The 15,510-nt window shown below is 64.6% G+C and carries 12 protein-coding genes; 5 read left to right on the plus strand and 7 right to left on the minus strand.

The window, feature by feature from the left end; translation table 11 throughout:
- Positions 1 to 263: 263 nt before the first annotated feature.
- The 3 genes from ABWP89_RS16455 (at position 264) to ABWP89_RS16465 (ending at position 3,418) form a co-directional block, all read left to right on the plus strand.
- On the plus strand, positions 264 to 1,553 hold the full coding sequence (locus ABWP89_RS16455; RefSeq protein WP_353230656.1) for a flavin-dependent oxidoreductase: 1,290 nt from the start codon (positions 264 to 266) through the stop codon (positions 1,551 to 1,553).
- Positions 1,550 to 1,975, plus strand: coding sequence for a DUF3237 domain-containing protein (locus ABWP89_RS16460; RefSeq protein WP_353230658.1), 426 nt, complete (start codon positions 1,550 to 1,552; stop codon positions 1,973 to 1,975). The genes ABWP89_RS16455 and ABWP89_RS16460 overlap by 4 nt, the downstream gene beginning before the upstream one ends.
- 129 nt (positions 1,976 to 2,104) lie before the next feature.
- A complete protein-coding gene (locus ABWP89_RS16465; protein ID WP_353230659.1) occupies positions 2,105 to 3,418 on the plus strand; it encodes an NAD(P)/FAD-dependent oxidoreductase in 1,314 nt (437 codons plus the stop codon).
- A gap of 44 nt (positions 3,419 to 3,462) precedes the next feature.
- On the opposite strand, the gene ABWP89_RS16470 is transcribed toward ABWP89_RS16465, so the two are convergent.
- From ABWP89_RS16470 to ABWP89_RS16490, 5 genes are all read right to left on the minus strand, one after another.
- The gene (locus ABWP89_RS16470; RefSeq protein WP_353230661.1) at positions 3,463 to 4,413 is read right to left on the minus strand and encodes an aspartyl/asparaginyl beta-hydroxylase domain-containing protein; all 951 of its coding nucleotides are present in this window, start codon (positions 4,411 to 4,413) and stop codon (positions 3,463 to 3,465) included.
- A gap of 4 nt (positions 4,414 to 4,417) precedes the next feature.
- Complete coding sequence (locus ABWP89_RS16475; RefSeq protein ID WP_353230662.1) at positions 4,418 to 6,319, minus strand: tetratricopeptide repeat-containing sulfotransferase family protein; 1,902 nt, start codon at positions 6,317 to 6,319, stop codon at positions 4,418 to 4,420.
- Complete coding sequence (locus tag ABWP89_RS16480) at positions 6,316 to 6,930, minus strand: aspartyl/asparaginyl beta-hydroxylase domain-containing protein (protein WP_353230663.1); 615 nt, start codon at positions 6,928 to 6,930, stop codon at positions 6,316 to 6,318. Before ABWP89_RS16480 ends, ABWP89_RS16475 begins: the two co-directional genes overlap by 4 nt.
- Positions 6,927 to 7,565 (minus strand): sulfotransferase family 2 domain-containing protein, encoded by a 639-nt coding sequence (locus ABWP89_RS16485; protein ID WP_353230665.1) that lies wholly within the window; start codon positions 7,563 to 7,565, stop codon positions 6,927 to 6,929. Before ABWP89_RS16485 ends, ABWP89_RS16480 begins: the two co-directional genes overlap by 4 nt.
- Before the next feature lie 82 nt (positions 7,566 to 7,647).
- Entirely contained in the window at positions 7,648 to 10,500 is a 2,853-nt protein-coding gene (locus tag ABWP89_RS16490) for a TonB-dependent receptor (RefSeq protein ID WP_353230667.1), read from the minus strand.
- Between the two features lie 346 nt (positions 10,501 to 10,846).
- Here ABWP89_RS16490 and ABWP89_RS16495 point away from each other — a divergent pair, with 346 nt between their 5' ends.
- Positions 10,847 to 11,599, plus strand: a complete 753-nt coding sequence (locus ABWP89_RS16495) for a UTRA domain-containing protein (protein ID WP_353230668.1) — start codon at positions 10,847 to 10,849, stop codon at positions 11,597 to 11,599.
- Positions 11,600 to 11,613: 14 nt separating this feature from the next.
- Positions 11,614 to 11,871, plus strand: a complete 258-nt coding sequence (locus ABWP89_RS16500; protein ID WP_353230669.1) for a helix-turn-helix domain-containing protein — start codon at positions 11,614 to 11,616, stop codon at positions 11,869 to 11,871.
- On the opposite strand, the gene ABWP89_RS16505 is transcribed toward ABWP89_RS16500, so the two are convergent.
- Together ABWP89_RS16505 and ABWP89_RS16510 are read right to left on the minus strand one after the other, a co-directional pair.
- Positions 11,837 to 13,597 (minus strand): Ca2+-dependent phosphoinositide-specific phospholipase C, encoded by a 1,761-nt coding sequence (locus tag ABWP89_RS16505; protein ID WP_353230671.1) that lies wholly within the window; start codon positions 13,595 to 13,597, stop codon positions 11,837 to 11,839. The two genes, ABWP89_RS16500 and ABWP89_RS16505, sit on opposite strands and share 35 nt — an antisense overlap.
- 141 nt (positions 13,598 to 13,738) lie before the next feature.
- On the minus strand, positions 13,739 to 15,373 hold the full coding sequence (locus ABWP89_RS16510; protein WP_353230672.1) for an alkaline phosphatase family protein: 1,635 nt from the start codon (positions 15,371 to 15,373) through the stop codon (positions 13,739 to 13,741).
- Positions 15,374 to 15,510 lie beyond the last annotated feature (137 nt).

Raw genomic sequence — 15,510 nt, forward strand, 5'->3', positions numbered from 1 at the left:
GCCTCTTGGAACCCTCTGAGTCTTTGTTGCGCTGCGCGGCAAGCCGCTCCGCTGGGCGGTTCGAATCCCTTTGCCCGCTCCAGTTGTCGATGGGTGCGGTCGTTGTCGCTAAGTCCGACCGGACCTCCCCAAGGCATCTGAGTCTTTGTGTTGCGCGGCGCGGAGGCGGTGCTTCCTCGCCAGACCATTCCTGTTCCACGCTCTGGACGATTGTCGGCGCTCCTCGCGGGCTGTAGGGGGGCGCGCAAGGCAGGGGGCAAAGCATGACCGACGACAGGGTGATTATTGCCGGGGGCGGCATCGCGGGGCTGACGCTGGCGCTCACGCTGCACGAGATCGGCGTGCCTTGCGTTGTTTACGAGGGCGTGGGCGCGCTGGCGCCGCTGGGGGTCGGGATCAATCTTCAGCCCAACGCGGTGCGCGAACTGGCCGATCTGGGGATTGGTGAGGCAGAGCTGGACGAAACCGGCCGGCCGGCGCGCGAATGGGCGCTGGTCGGGCTGAACGGCAAGGAAATCTACAGCGAGCCGCGTGGCAAGCTGGCCGGCTATCACTGGCACCAATATGCGGTCCATCGCGGCCAGTTCCATCTGTTGCTGGCGCGCAAGGTCATGGAAAGACTGGGTGCTGACGCGCTGGTGCTGGGGCACAAGGTTACCGGTTATCGCCAGGAAGCCGGCGGCGTTACGGCGTTGATCACCGCGGCGGATGGCACCCAGAGCGAAGTGCGCGGTTCGCTGCTGTTCGGCGCGGATGGCATTCATTCCGCCGTGCGCGCGCAGATGCATCCCGATCAGCCGCCGATCCATTGGGGTGGCACGATCATGTGGCGCGGCACGGCAAAGGGCGTGCCCATCCGCACCGGTTCGTCGTTCGTCGGGCTGGGCGCCGATCGGCACCGGGTCGTGCTATACCCGATTTCGCATCCCGATGCCGATGGCCTGGCCGACATCAACTGGATCGCCGAACATTCGTTCGATACCGATCATGACTGGCAGAAATCGGGCTGGTTTCGCCCGGTCGGGCGCGAAGACTTTGCCCATCTGTTCGATGGCTTCGTCTACGACTGGCTCGATCTGCCGGCGCTGCTGGCCAAGACCGAGGTCGCCTATGAAAACCCGATGATCGACCGCGATCCGCTGCCGACCTGGGTCGATGGCCCGGTCGCGCTGATCGGCGATGCTGCCCACGCCATGTATCCCACCGGATCGAACGGCGCATCGCAGGCGATCATCGATGCCCGCACGCTGGGCCGCATCATGGTCGAACGCGGCGCCACCCCGGCGGCGCTGCACGCCTATGATCAGGAATTGTGCGGCCCGATCGGCCAACTGGCCCTGCGCAACCGCGGTGCCGGCCCGTTCGGCCTGCTGCGCATGGTCGAAGAACGCTGCGGCGGGGAATTTGATAACATCGACGATGTCATCCCCGCCGAGGAACGTGCCCGCTTCATGCTGGCCTATCAACAGGCTGCCGGCTTCGCCAGGGAAAGCCTGAATGCCGCGCCGCGCACGGTTCCGGCCGGCGCCAAAGTCGCACGGCAACCGGCATGACCCCGTTTGGCGCGCAGCCTGCGTTCCGGCTGGAAGTCGAAGTCCGCCCGCCCGAAGCGCTTGACCCGGTCAGCGGCGGTCCGGTGCGGCTGGTCAGCATCACCGGCGGGCGGGTGTCGGGTGCCATCGCGGGCGTGATTCTGCCCGGCGGGACCGACTGGCAGACGCTTGGGCCAGACGGCACCATCGGCATCGAGGCGCGCTATCTGCTGGAATTGAACGATGGCACCCGCGTGGAATTGCAATCGCGCGGTCGTCGCAGCGGGCAGGCCGGGGGATTCTGGTCAACGATCTGGCTTAACTGCACCAATCCTGCCCACGCGCATCTGAATGGCGCACAATTCCTGGCCTGGGGCGTCAAAGCTGATCGTGGCGTGGAAATCGCCGCCTATGCGCTGCCGGAATCCGGCGCTCAGGCGTAATGTCTGCTTGCGAGGAGGGGTTGAGCGAAGCGCCGCAGCCACCACAATCCCCATTGGCTTGAGTTCATTCGCGCAAGTGTGGCATGAGTGGCTGACGCAGTGGACCTGCGCGAATGGGGGGAATGGCGCGTGAGCCAGCAGAAGACGCAGATTGTTGTGGCTGGCGGGGGTGCGGGCGGGCTGGAACTGGTGCGCAAGCTGGGCGCGCGGTACGGGCGCAAGGCGCATGATATCATTCTGATTGACCGCAACCTGACGCATATCTGGAAACCCTTGCTGCATGAGGTCGCGGCTGGCTCGCTCGATGCCAACCTGGATGAAGTGGGCTATGGCGGGCATGCGGTGCGGTGGGGCTACCGGTTTTTCAACGGCAGCATCGAAAGCATCGACCGGGTCGCGCGCACCATCACCACCGCGCCGCTGAACGATGAACGCGGGCAGGAGGTGATCGGCCGCCACACCATCCGCTTTGATTACCTGGTGATGGCGATCGGCGGCATTTCCAACGATTTCGGCGTGCCCGGCGTGCGTGAACACGCGATGTTTCTGGAGGACCGGCCGCAGGCCGACCGTTTTCGCCAAAAGCTGTTGAACGCCTGCCTGCGCACCAACCATGCGCACGAAACCGGCAATTCCGACGCGCGCGTGCGGGTCAGCATTGTTGGCGGTGGCGCCACCGGGGTGGAACTGGCGGCAGAATTGTACAACGCTGCCAAAGCCTTGCGCAATTACGGGCTGGAAGTGTTTGACGAAACCAAGCTGGAGGTGTCGCTGATCGAGGCCGGCCCGCGCATCCTGCCCGCATTGGATGAGGCGCTGGCCGCGACCGCCAAGCACGAATTGCAAAAGCTGGGCGTGCGCGTGCTCGACAACACCCAGGTCGTCAGCCTGTCCGAACATGCGGTGCACACCGGCACCGGCAGCGTGATTGATGCCGATCTGATCGTGTGGGCGGCGGGGGTAAAAGGTGCCGACGAAATCCGTACCATGGGCGATCTGGAACTGACGCGCGGGAACCAGATCGTGGTGCGGCCGACGCTGCAATCCGCCAGCGATGACCGTATCTATGCGTTGGGTGATTGCGCATCGTGCCTGTTGCCCGGGCGCGACCGGCCAATCCCGCCGCGTGCGCAATCGGCGCACCAGATGGCCAGCCTGGTGTTTGCCAACCTGGTACGCGCGCAGGCGGGCGCACCGTTGCGCGATTTCGTCTATCACGACCACGGATCGTTGGTGTCGCTCAGCCGGTTTTCCACCGTGGGCAGCCTGATGGGCAACCTGGTCGGCGGGCGCATGCGCGTGGAAGGGTGGATCGCGCGCACGGTCTATATGTCGCTGTACCGCATGCACCTGATCGCCATCCACGGCTGGTGGCGCGGCGTCGCGCTGATCGTGATCGGCCATGTCAACCAGATCGTGCGGCCAAAGCTGAAACTGCATTGATGCGAACTCGCTCCCCCTCCTGTCCAGGGAAGGGGCTTTTGGGCTCAGCCAGCGCCGGGTTCGACCACCAGGTGTTTCAGCACGCGGTTTTCCAGCACCAATATGGCCGCGGCGCCATTGGTGCGCATCGCCACGCCCTGGGCGAGCGGGGCGGCGGCATCATGCAGCGCGCCGGCCAGCCCGCGAAACGCCGGTGCGGCGCGGCCATCGGTGCCGTGCAGTGCGCACAACTGGCGCCAGTCCTGCACAAAATTCTGCAGCATCAGTGACAGCCGGGTGGCGCGCGCGCCGCTGTCGGCAGAGCCATCGCCGGCAACCAGTTCGGCACGCAGATCGTCCACCAGCAATTGCACTTCGGCCGGGGGCATCACGGGTGATCGCTGGTCACGTTCGGTCAGCAATTGCGGGCGTGCGGCCGGGTCCCACCGCACGGTGGGCCATTGTGCGCGCGGCGGCGGTTCGCCACAGGCGAATTGCCAGAACGCGGCGGTGCCGGTGGTGTCGGCGACCAGGTGAATGCGGTCGGCATCGGCAGGGTTTTCAACATGGTGGCGGCGCCAGTTGTCAAAAATCCACGCCTCGCCCGCGGCCATGTGCACAACCTGCCCGTCGCAGTGAAAGCGCACTTCGGGCCGGGTAAACACCGGGATGTGCATGCGCACGCGCGTGTGCCAGTGGTGGTTCATATCGGCATGTTCGGGCACGCCCACGCCGGGCGCCAGCCGCATCAGCCGCGATCGGCTCCACACCACGCCAAATCCGGCCAGCACCTGGCACAGATAGGGCATCGCGGTCAGCCAGCGGGTGGGCAGCATTTGCCCGTGGTGGGCATCGGTTTCGGCACCATCGACGGTGATCAGCCGCACCGCGCTGTTGCCGGGAATGCCATCGGGGTGCGGCGACCAGGCCGCATCGGGCAGGCCGGCGACTTCATCCTGCAGCCGGGCGACATCGAACAGCACCGGCAGCTGGTAAAAGGGTTGTGGCAGCTTCATGCGCTTAATCCCGCCTGGCCACGGCGTCGCCCAGCATTGTCCGCAGCGGCGCCAGCCATTCGGCATAGTGCTGCCATTCGTCCAGGCCGGCGCGGGTGATCGGCTGGCGCACTTGTTCGGAACTGGGCGTGCGAATGCTGCGCCGGGTTTCGTGAAAGCGCAAACACGCCGGTTCAAACGGCAGGCCACAATGGTCCAGCATGCGCCGCACTCCCAATTCCAGATCGTTCACCACGTCTTCGTAATGGACCGTCAGCACTCGCCCCGGCAAGACCCGATGCCAGTGCCGCATCAGATCGTGATAGGCGCGGGTGTGCCGTGCCAGTTCATCCAGCGAATAGGAAAATTCCTGGGTGGTGGTGCCGAACAGCTGTTTGAAATTGCTGAAACCACAGGCCATCGGATCGCGCCGCACATCGATGATCACCGATCGTGGCGCGATCAGGTGGATCAGTCCGATGTGCCAGAAATTGTTGGGCATCTTGTCGATGAAACGCGGCCGGCCCAGTTGCCGATAGACCCGTGTTTCAGCGATGAAGCGCGCCCCCAGCGCGGCAATGTCCCGCGCTGACAGCCGCAACAGCGCCTCTGGCCGCAATGGCAATCCGCAAGCGGCATCCAGCCCGCACAGATCGCCCGCATAGCGCCCGATTTCGGTCAGTTCCTGCGTACCCTCCACTTGGGAATGCGATGCCAGGATCTGTTCGATCAGGGTGGAACCCGAACGCGGCAGCCCGACGATGAAGATCGGCGCCGGATCATCGCCGCCCCAACCGGCGCGCGCGTCAAAGGCCGCAGGCGTGAACGCGCGTTTCAGCCGCTCCACCGCCGCCTCCGCCGCTGCCGGGCGATAACGGACAGCGGCATGGCGCAGGGCATTGCCGCGCGCATAGCCTTGCCACGCGGCGGCATGGTCGCCCGCGTCCTCATGCGCCTTGGCCAGCGCAAAGTTCAGATAGATGCGGTCCATATCGGCCAGATCGGCGCGCGCCAGCGCCGCCGTCATCGCGCTGATGTCATCCGGGCCAAGGCGGCAGGTTTTCAGATTGGCCAGGCTGAACCACGCCACGCCATAATCCGGTTGCGCCACCAGCGCGGCGCGGTATTCGGCGATCGCCTCTGCCTGGCGCCCGGTCACTTTCAGCGCGTTGGCGCGCCATACGCGCAATTCGGCCGCTTCGCCGCCCGACGCCGCCCCGGCCAGCAGCCGCGCAGTCACATCGATCACCGGTTCGAAATCGCCCAGCCCGATGCAGGCTGAGGCATAGAGCTTCAGGTATTCACGGGCGTCGGGATCGTGCGCCAGCAGCATTTCCGCCTGCTGGCGCGCGGGCCAATGTTTTTGCTGGCTCAACAGCGCCATGCCATAGTTGGCCCGCGCGGCATGATAATCGGGTGCACGCGCCAACAGCCCGGCCAGCACGACTTCCGCCTCTGCCTGGGCACCGCGATCAGCGCAGATGCGCGCCAGCAGCCGCGCGGCGCCGGCATTGCCGGGGTCGCGGGCCAGGTAATCGCGGATGACCTGTTCCGCCGGGCCCAGGTCGCCATCGGCATGCAGGCAATTGGCCATGACCACTTCGCGCGGAAGCTGTTGCAGCATTGCCAGATTTTGCGCGGCGATCGCGGCCTGCGCTGTTTCGCCCAGCATGCGGTACAACTGCTCCAGCATGTCCCAGCTGGCCGGCAGCGTGGGGTTCAGCCGCACCGCCTGGGCCAGCGCGGCGATCGCGGCGGAGGCATCGCGCAGCTGGATGTGGCAATGGCCGCGCTCCTGGTACAGCCGGCTGAAACGGGGATGTTCGGCCTCCAGCCGGGCCAGCATCGCCAGCGCGTCATGCACGCGCTGTTGCGCGCGCAGGTCCTGCGCTGACGCCAGCAGTGCGTCGCGGTTTACGGGCGTCAAGGCGCGCGCCCGGCCAGCAGCGGCGCCAGCCAGTCGGGGTCGGGCTGATCGGCGTCATAGTATTCGAAAATCAGGTGCACGCGGTCGCTGTCACCCTGGTTGCGCACCCAGTGCGGGCCCAGATTGTTGACCTCCACCGCCTCGCCCACCGCAAAATGGTGGTCTGCGTCGCCGAAATGGCACACCACTTGGGCGTTGGTCAGGATCGGCACGTGGATTTTGTGCGGCCATTTTGCCGCCGGGTTGGCATCGATATGCGGCTGGATCACCCCGCCCACCGGCATCCGCGCGAGCATCACGCGCGGAAACACCCCGCGTGCATAACCATAACCATGAACCGCGTGCGCCATGACCGGTTCCAGCAGCGCGCGTGCGGCCGCCCAGGGCGGGCAATCATACGATCCGCGCCAATCTACCGGGCTGTCGATAAACCGGAACACGATATGGCGCGTGCCGCCCAGCACATCGAACTTGTTGGGCTTGCGCGCGTTTTCGGCGTCCCACACCGCTTCCGGGATGGCGCGCACAGCGGCCTGCAGCGCGGAGACATCAATTTGCCCCAGCGCGCGCACCGTGGGGGTCTTGCGCGGGTTGGCGGCGGGGGCGCTCATCGCACGCCGTCAAAGCTGTAGCCGAACAGATCAAGATCCTGGGCGTAACGCGCGGCCACCGCATCGATCAGCGCCGGGGTGTAATAGCGGCGGTAATCGTCGTGGCGCGTGCCGTTGACGCGGTCCAGCGCACGCGTTGGAATGCCGATGCGCGCGCAGATCGCATCATACGATGCCTGCATGTGTTCCACCCGGCCGACCATGTCGGTCAACAGCGTGGTGCCGTCGTCATCCACCAGCTGTGCCGATTGCGGTTGAAACAGCACATGGCCCTCGGGCGGATCGACGAACAGCATGTGGTGCATGATCTCGCGCGGGCGCTGCTGAAACAGATCGCCCCCGCGCAGCATGAACGCGCAATAGGATACAAACCGGTCGAACGGATTGCGCACAAACGCGAATTTCAGATAGCCGGTAAACGCCTCCGTGCCCAGATGCGGCCGCACCTGCCGCAGCGCCAGGTGGCCATGCTGGATCGCCGCCAGATCGGCCCACGGGAACCGGCGGTTGACAAACAGCCCGACCTGTTCGGCATCGTCTTCGGCCATATGTTCGCGCAAGGCCTGCCGCACGGCGTGGGTGCCGGTCTTTGGCACCGCCGCAAAGATGAACCGGTGGCGGTTTGAGACGATCATAAAGGTCGGGCCGGGCGAATAATGGCGCCCCCGCCCCCCTCCACCAGCGGTGGAGGGGGGCGGGGTCAGGGATTTAGCCGTCTTAGAACTTGTAGCTGAGCCCGGCCAGATAGGTCGTGCCGCTTTGGTTCTGGTTGTACAGATAGCGGGCCTGGCCCCAGAACTGGGTGTCTTTCTGGTTGGTCAGGTTGATCGCATCGACCGTGAACTGGAACTTTGGCGTGATGTTCCAGAACGCGGCGGCATCGAAATAGGTCGATCCTTCAAACCCGCGTGTATCCGCGCTCATCGGGTCCGAAGATTTGCCGCTGTACCAGCGGTCGCGATGGCTCATCGACACGCGCGCGCCCCACACCCTGGTTTCGTAATAGACCGTGGCGTTGTAGTTGACCGGCGAAATCCCGGTCAGATCCGAAGGGAGGTGAATATAAGTGAAGTTCGCCTGCACCCCCAGCTTGTCAAACGGCTTGGGCAGGAACGACAACTGGCTTTGCCCTGCCAGTTCCAGTCCGGTGATCGATTTGGTGCCAGCCACATTGTAGGGCTGCGAAATGTCGGTGATGTTCGTGCTGCTGCTGGCGCCGGTGACCGAGCTGGCCGGCACGCCGACCTGGCTGAACGTCAGGCCATGCAGGGTCCGTCCCTGAACGAAGTTGGTGACCCATTTCTGGAACACGCCGGCCGACAGCAAGCCGACTTTGCCGAAATAATGCTCGATCGCAAAGTCGAGCGTGTTGTCGGTGAACGGTTTCAGGTTGGGATTGCCGAGCGAGACCGAAATGTAGCAGTTGTTCTTGTCGGCAGGTTTGGTGAAGTCGCACGCGACATTGGGGTCGAGCGAGGCTGTGCCCAGCGCCTTGATCGAATCCAGCGAGGGGCGGTTGAGGTTTTTCGTCGCGGCAAACCGCAGCAGCGTCTCGGAATCGAGTTCCAGCACGGTGTTGAGCGCGGGCAGCACACCCGAATAGTGGCCATGCACATCGGCCGTGCCGAGATAGGCATAGCTGCTGCCCTGGATCCAGCCCTGGCTGTGGGTATCAGTGTGATACCCGCGCAGGCCCGCGTTGCCGCGGAAATGCTTGCCGAACAGCGTGGTATCCCAATCGAGCTGGGCGTAGCCGGATTCGGTTTCTTCGGTGGTGGTATAGACCTGTTCGATATCCACCAGCGCGCCGCCGGTGCCATCGGGCTTGGGCGCCAGGCGATGGTATTCATGATACTTGGCAAAGGCGCGATCGTAATTGCCGATCAGCCACGATCCAGAGGCATTGGAAAAGACATCGGTGATGTCGGCAACCGAGGTGCCGCGCGTTGTGTGCTTGGTGCCATTATCACCACCATCGTAGAAATAGTTGGCACCGCTTTGCGAAAAGCGGTGATAGGCGGCGCCGGCGCGCACCGTGAACACGTCGTTGACCTTGTAGTGCAGGTTCAGCACGCCTTCGGTCAGTTTTGATTGGTTATAGAACGACCGGTAGTAAAAATCGTCCATGGTATAGATCGACGGGTCGGTCAGGTTCGTTCCGGGATAAGAGAACGAGGCCGAACGCCCATCGCTGCCATAATTGGCGATCAGGTTGCCCCGCGCGCGCATATAGAGCTTGTCGTCATAGGGGGTGTCGTACTTCGACGTTTCCGCGCCAAAATGCCCGTCGACCGACAGCTTGTCGGTTGCGTCCCACTTGAAGGTCAAGGCACCCTGGTTGAAGTTGTTCTTGTTCAGCTCGCGGCGATGTTCGCTGCCGAACGTGACATTGCTGACATTCGACGACGTGACATAACCGTTGTTGTCATAGGTCAGCGCGTTAACCACCGACGCGGACTGGAAATTTGCCGGCCATGGGCTGCCGGCGGCGGTGTCGAGCGTGGTTGATCCGGCGCCGTTGATCGGGCGGGTGGCCAGGTGCAATTCGTCGCGATGCGTGGTGAACTGGCTGTGCAGCAGATCGACCGTCAGCAGCAGGTTGCTGGCCGGACGCCACTGGATTGCCCCGGTCAGGCCCAGGCGTTCCTGCCGTGCGTCCCAGGATGAAACCCGGTTGCCATCGGCAAAGTACAGGTCGCCTGACAGGAACTTGGCCTGTTGCGCGGCGCTCAGGTGCGAGATGTCAAGGCCACCAGCGACCAGGTCATGCATGTCCCCGGCGCTGGGCTGGGTATAGTTGTAGGTGTTGTGCCCCTGCTCGGTGGTCTTGCGCTTGCTGTAGGTGGCCGACACCGCGATGCCGAAATTGTTGTTCCAGTTCTGGCTGAACAGCGCGACCAGGCGCGGCTGCGCGTCCTTGGTGTACTGGTTGGTGCCAAGCTTGGCCGACACTGCGCCCTTGAAGCCAAGGCCATATTCGAACGGTTTGCCCGTGAACAGCCCGACCGTGCCGGCCATGCCGCCTTCGTTCTGCGCGGCTTCATAGGTCTTTTCGATCTGCGCTTTGGAAAACAGTTCCGAAGCGAAGATGTTGAAATCGAACGAACGGTCGCGGCTGCGCTGGCCGCGGCTGTCCTGCGCCGAATCAACGTTGCCCAGCACTTCCATGCCGTTCAGCTGCACACGCGCGAAATCCGAACCCAGCCCGCGCAGCGAAATGCGGCGACCTTCGCCGGCCTCGCGGGTGATCTGCACGCCGGGCAGGCGCTGCAGCGATTCGGCCAGGTTCAGTTCCGGGAACTTTGCCATGTCTTCGGCAACGATCACATCGAGCTGAATGTTCGAGATTTTCTTGAGCCGGCGCGCCTCTTCCAGCGATCGCTGAAAGCCGCTGACGACAATCGCGTCGGGATCGGGCGCAGCGGGCGGCGGGGCTGCCGACTGGTCGGCCGGAACCTGTTCGGCCAAAGCCGCCATCGGGCTGGCGCCGGCGATCACCGCTGCCACCGTGGCCAGCAAAATGCTCTTGTGGTCGGGGCGCATGGCCCGGACCGGAATAGGCTGTGTCATGAAGGACCCCCGGAAATTGGTATGTACCAGTGGGGTTAAGCAGATTGCGGCGACATCTCTGTGACAAAGCCGGACAGATCGAATTGCCGTGGGATATTTTCGTATGGCAGGCTGCTGCGCGCGCATCGCCCCTGTCACTCATATGCGTTTGGTATATACCAAATTATACCCAGGCCCTTGGGCGATGCTGGTACCTTGCTGTGCGAAATGGTTGTCGTTACCCCTCCCGCGTGTCATGTTTTCGGGTATATCGACGTTCGGCGAAGGTTTCGTGAAACCCGCGCGCGCTGGGCCGACACGCGCAATGCACGCGCGGTCATACCATCTGAGCACGACGAGACGGGATATGTTGCTGACACCACCGCCGAATGATCCGTCCGTCGTGCTGGCCGATGGTCTGCATTACCTGGAACTGCGCGATACGATCGCGGCACGGATCGCTGCGGGTGATCTGCGCCCGGGCGACCGGCTGCCGTCCGAACGCGCGCTGCAGGCGTCGATCCGCATTGCCCGCGGCACGATTCGCGAAGGGCTGGCCCAGCTGGAGGCCGAAGGGCTGATCTATCGCAAGGATCGCAGCGGCTGGTATGTGTCGCCCGCGCCGATCGTCTATGATCCCACGCGGTGGGAGGGGTTTATCTCGTATGTCGAGGCGCAGGGGCGGGTGCCCGCGACCGAAACGCTCGACGCCACCGAAATCGCCGCCGACACGCTGCTGGCCGGGGTGTTTGACCGCCCGCGCGGCGCGCCGCTGTACCTGATCCGCCGCCGGCGCTATATCGATGACCGCCCGGTATTGTTCGAATATATCGTCGTCGATGTCGCGCTGGCGCCCGATCTGTTGCGGTTTTCGTTTGATCAATCGCTGACCAGCATCCTGAAATCACACTATGGATTGTCGGTCACGCGCAACAAGGTGGAAATGCAGCCCTGCGCGCTGACGGGGCGAGAGGCCGCCGCGCTGCGGCTGAAACCCGGCCTGCCCGGGCTGAACGTGGTGCGCACGAGTTATGATGCGCAAGGCCGCGTGGTGGAATTTGATCGCGAATACTGGCGCCACGATGCCCTGCGCATCAGCGTCGAAGCGCGCGTGCGGTAAGGAAAGAGAGAGCAATGAACGAACAAACCCCTACTCCCGACATGCGCGACCACTTTGCGCATTGCATTCAGGTGCTGGGCGGGGTCACCGCGTCGTCGCGGCGGCTGGATATCGACGAACGCGCGCTGCGGCGGTTTATCAATGGCGAACGCCCGCTGAGCGCGGGGCTGCTGGCGGATATGGCCAAGGCCCTGCGCGTGCTGATCGTCGAGGCGACCGCGGCAGAGGCGCATATCGTCAGCGCCGGCGGCGTGTCACCGGGCGCGGCATAAGCGCGGCCGCTTCGGCGCGGCACGTGGCGGCATCGGCGGCCGGCGCCGTGGTGCGCGCCTGCGCCAGTTCGGCGCGCGCGGCATCCAGATCGGCGCGGAACGTCGCATTGGCATGCAGCGCGGCAGTGGCGGCGGCGCCAGCCAGCCAGCCGGCCTCCACCGCGCTGCGGCTGTGCGCGCCGCAGATCATCCGGCTTTCGCCAAAGGCCCGCCCGCGCGCCAGGACGGCACTTGCGCGGTCGGGGGCGAGCTCGGCCAGGACCAGCGCCTCCATCCACCCGCCTGCCGCGTGGCCCGACGGATAATCGCCATTGGCGGCGAGCGCGGCGGTGCGGGGCTGACAGATCGGCGCGTGCGTGCCGATATAGGGCCGGCGGGCCTGGTAATAGCGTTTGACCGGGTCGACCACGCCCGCCGTACCGGCCCGATCGAGCAGGCGCGCCAGCATGGGCGCGGTGCGGTCGGTCAATTGCACGCCCAGTGCGCAGGCGAAATGGTCAAACGCGTCGCTGTGCACGTCATTGATCGCGATCTGCCAGCGCGGCGTGCCGGCCAGGTGCCGCGTTTCGGCAAACAGCGCACGATCGGCGCGCGCAACCGCGCTATCCCCGGGTGGCGGCGGCGGCAGGATGCGCAGGCCATCGGGGGTATCCTCCGCCGACAGATAGCCGGTGTCGGGCGGTGTCACGGTTTCCACGGCCTGGCCCGCGCAACGCGCAGCGCCGCGCACGGGGTTGCAGCGCGTGGCGGCATTGCCCGGCAGCCGCACCTGGTAATCGTTGTGCAGCCGGGGTTCGGGCCACAGATAATCGGTGGACACATATTGCGCGCCCGATGCCAGCGCCGCATCGCGCCGCCGCGGGTCGTTGGCGCGCGCCTCCACCGTGCCCGAATCCGCGCGGGTGCGCACGATAAACCCGGCCTGTACCGCGCTGCGAATCCGCGCCCCGTCGGCGACCGGATCGTTGAGCGTCAGATAGGCGGCGGCGGGCGAATGTTCATCGGTGTTGATAAAGAACACCCGGCCTTCCAGCACGCGCCGCTGCCCGCGATAGCGCGCGACCGTGGCCGCGTCCTCATCCAGCGCAAACATCACTTTGCCGCGCGCCGCGCCCAAAGTGGGCCACGCGCCATGCAGCACCGCATCGCGCAATGTGGGATAGCCGCGCTGGACCGAATCCGGCGTGATCAGCGCGTTTTGCGGAAACACCGCGCGCACCTCGCGGTCCAGCGCATCGAACGCCGCGGTGTCGAACGGCAGCGCGGGCACCCCGCCGGGCACGGGTGAGGCATCGGCCTTGGTATTGAACATCAGCAGGATCGGCGCATGATCAGGGTGCGCGATCGACCAGCGCCGCACGGTCCCCAGGCAATCGCGCAAGGTGACGCACGCGCTCAGCACATCCAGGTCCTGAACATGCATCACCTTGAACCCCGGTTCGGCCAGCGCCGCGCGGCGCGCCGGGTCCAGCGCCACGCCGGCCGCGCGCAAGGCAGCCGGCTGCAGATAACGGCCGCCTGCGGGGTCGTAATAGACATCGATTTCGATCTGGCGCGCGCCGGCATCCAGCTGTTGTGACAGCGGGCGATGGCGATAATCGATTTCATCGGCGCGTTCGGGCGCGGCGGCGCGCACCAGCGCCAGCACGGCATCGGGTACCGCGGTCTTGTAACTGTTGTGCGTGCCCACGCTGACCAGATCGTTGATTGTCAGGTTGCGGTCCATCCACGCGCGATCACACCCTGGGCCCGCGCCCGCTGCATCCGCCGCTGCCAGATTGCAGCGCGGTGGGGTGCCCGCAACGCCGACCGGCAGGGCGCAAACGGCGGCAATGACTGCTGCCGCTTTCCACAATCCGGTCATGCTTTACCGAACGCTCAGCAGGTTGGGATCGATAAACTGACGGGGAACGCCGGGGCCTTGAAAATAGGCGCCAAGCCAGGCGCCGCCGCTGCCGTTGAACCATTCAACCCTGATGGCATGTTTACCCGGCGTCAGCGTGATGCCGCCATTCGCAGCGACCGTCCCGTGGCTGCCATCGTTGTCGACCACCGGCTTGCCGTCGATGCTGAGCTTGCTGCCGTCGTCGGATGCCAGCACAAAGGTGTATTCGCCGTCGGCCGCGATCTGGATAAAGCCGTCGAACACCACGGCGACATTCGCTTCGCGCGGCAAGGCCAGGCCGGCGATGCTGAATTCATGCGTTGTTCCCGATGCGACGGGGGTCAATCGGTCAAAATCGGGCAGCCGCATCGCCGGGTCCGGAAGCAAGTAGACCTTGTAATTGACCCCGCGCAGATCGTGACCGGTTTGTTCAAGTATCCGAAAATAGCCCTTTGTCGGGCTGCTGGCGGGTTTTCCGTCGATAAACAGCGTGGCGCGCACGATCGTACTGCGGGTGATGGTGACGGGGGCACTGTACAGCGGAGACGCACTGGTGGGGATGGAATTATCCAGCGTGTAGCGTATTTCACCCAGCGGGCCCGGGTTGCGCATGGACATCCGCACCGGCTGATCGATGAACAATCCGCCGCCATCGGCATTGCCGTCGGTTGCCGGATCGATCAGCGGCGCCGCGTGCAAACTGCTGGCCCGGTACACCTGATCGGGCATTGCCTGTCCGGTCACCGCCGGCCTGACCGGGCGTCCCAACCAGGCATAAGGGATCTTTGCGCCAAGCAGCCACAGCGCTGTGGCAGGGGTGTCAAACGTGTTGACCGGCATGTCGATCTCGTTGTCCGGGGCAATGCCCTTGCCATAGGCAATCCACGGGATTTCCAGTTCGGCCAGGCTTTGCCCCCCGTGCCCTTTGCCCACGCCACCATGGTCGGCGGTCACCAGGGTAACCGTATCATTGCCGATGCCGGCGTCTGCGACGGCTTGCCTGATCCGGGCGATCAACCGGTCAGCTTTGGCAACAGCCGCATAGTACTGCGGCGATCCGTGCCCGTAAGTGTGTCCGGCATCGTCAACCAGATCAAGATGCATGAACAGGAACGCGGGTTTGCTGGCCTTGATATAGGCCACCGCCAGCGCGGTTGTCTCATCCTCATCACGCCCGTGAATGTCATAATTTACGAAGTGCCGGTCATAAAGATTGCCGAACCCTTCCCACTGATAGATCGACCCGAGCTGCCATTGCGGACGCTGATCGTGCAAAACCTGAAAGATCGAAGGGAAAAAACCACCCGACCCAATCACCGAGGTGGGGAAATTGAACTCGCCCACCTGCCAGTCATTGTTGGTCACGCCGTGCTGTTCGGGCCCTGCGCCATCGATCACTGATGCCCAGTTGGCCGCGCTGGTGGTGGGCAGCACGCCGCGCGCATGCATCGTCCAGCTGCCGTGCTTCATCATGTCGTGCATGGTCGGGGTATCGGCCTTCAGCACGCCGTCGGTGCTCATGCCGTCCACCCCGATAATGATCACGTGCGCAACCTTGGGCATTGCGACGGGTTCTGCATGTGCGGGGCTGGCCAGCAACATGGCAGATGCGATCATCAGCAAAACGGCATGAATCGGACTTTTGAACACGCGCATCTCCAAAAAAAGTTTGTGGTGCCAGCAGGGCCATGCGCCCGTTGGATTGCTCCACATTGACCGGCCCGCACAGCGCGGGCACGCTGGCCATGCTGCCC

It is taken from the genome of Novosphingobium sp., assembly GCF_040398825.1.
Lineage (GTDB): Bacteria > Pseudomonadota > Alphaproteobacteria > Sphingomonadales > Sphingomonadaceae > Novosphingobium.

What these genes read in the sequence shown, in the direction of transcription:
- ABWP89_RS16480 (WP_353230663.1), bottom strand. Translation starts at nt 6,930, where the DNA reads ATGAGCGCCCCCGCCGCCAACCCGCGCAAGACCCCCACGGTGCGCGCG.
- ABWP89_RS16495 (WP_353230668.1), top strand. Translation starts at nt 10,847, where the DNA reads ATGTTGCTGACACCACCGCCGAATGATCCGTCCGTCGTGCTGGCCGAT.
- ABWP89_RS16470 (WP_353230661.1), bottom strand. Translation starts at nt 4,413, where the DNA reads ATGAAGCTGCCACAACCCTTTTACCAGCTGCCGGTGCTGTTCGATGTC.
- ABWP89_RS16510 (WP_353230672.1), bottom strand. Translation starts at nt 15,373, where the DNA reads ATGATCGCATCTGCCATGTTGCTGGCCAGCCCCGCACATGCAGAACCC.
- ABWP89_RS16490 (WP_353230667.1), bottom strand. Translation starts at nt 10,500, where the DNA reads ATGACACAGCCTATTCCGGTCCGGGCCATGCGCCCCGACCACAAGAGC.
- ABWP89_RS16485 (WP_353230665.1), bottom strand. Translation starts at nt 7,565, where the DNA reads ATGATCGTCTCAAACCGCCACCGGTTCATCTTTGCGGCGGTGCCAAAG.
- ABWP89_RS16505 (WP_353230671.1), bottom strand. Translation starts at nt 13,597, where the DNA reads ATGGACCGCAACCTGACAATCAACGATCTGGTCAGCGTGGGCACGCAC.
- ABWP89_RS16455 (WP_353230656.1), top strand. Translation starts at nt 264, where the DNA reads ATGACCGACGACAGGGTGATTATTGCCGGGGGCGGCATCGCGGGGCTG.
- ABWP89_RS16500 (WP_353230669.1), top strand. Translation starts at nt 11,614, where the DNA reads ATGAACGAACAAACCCCTACTCCCGACATGCGCGACCACTTTGCGCAT.
- ABWP89_RS16460 (WP_353230658.1), top strand. Translation starts at nt 1,550, where the DNA reads ATGACCCCGTTTGGCGCGCAGCCTGCGTTCCGGCTGGAAGTCGAAGTC.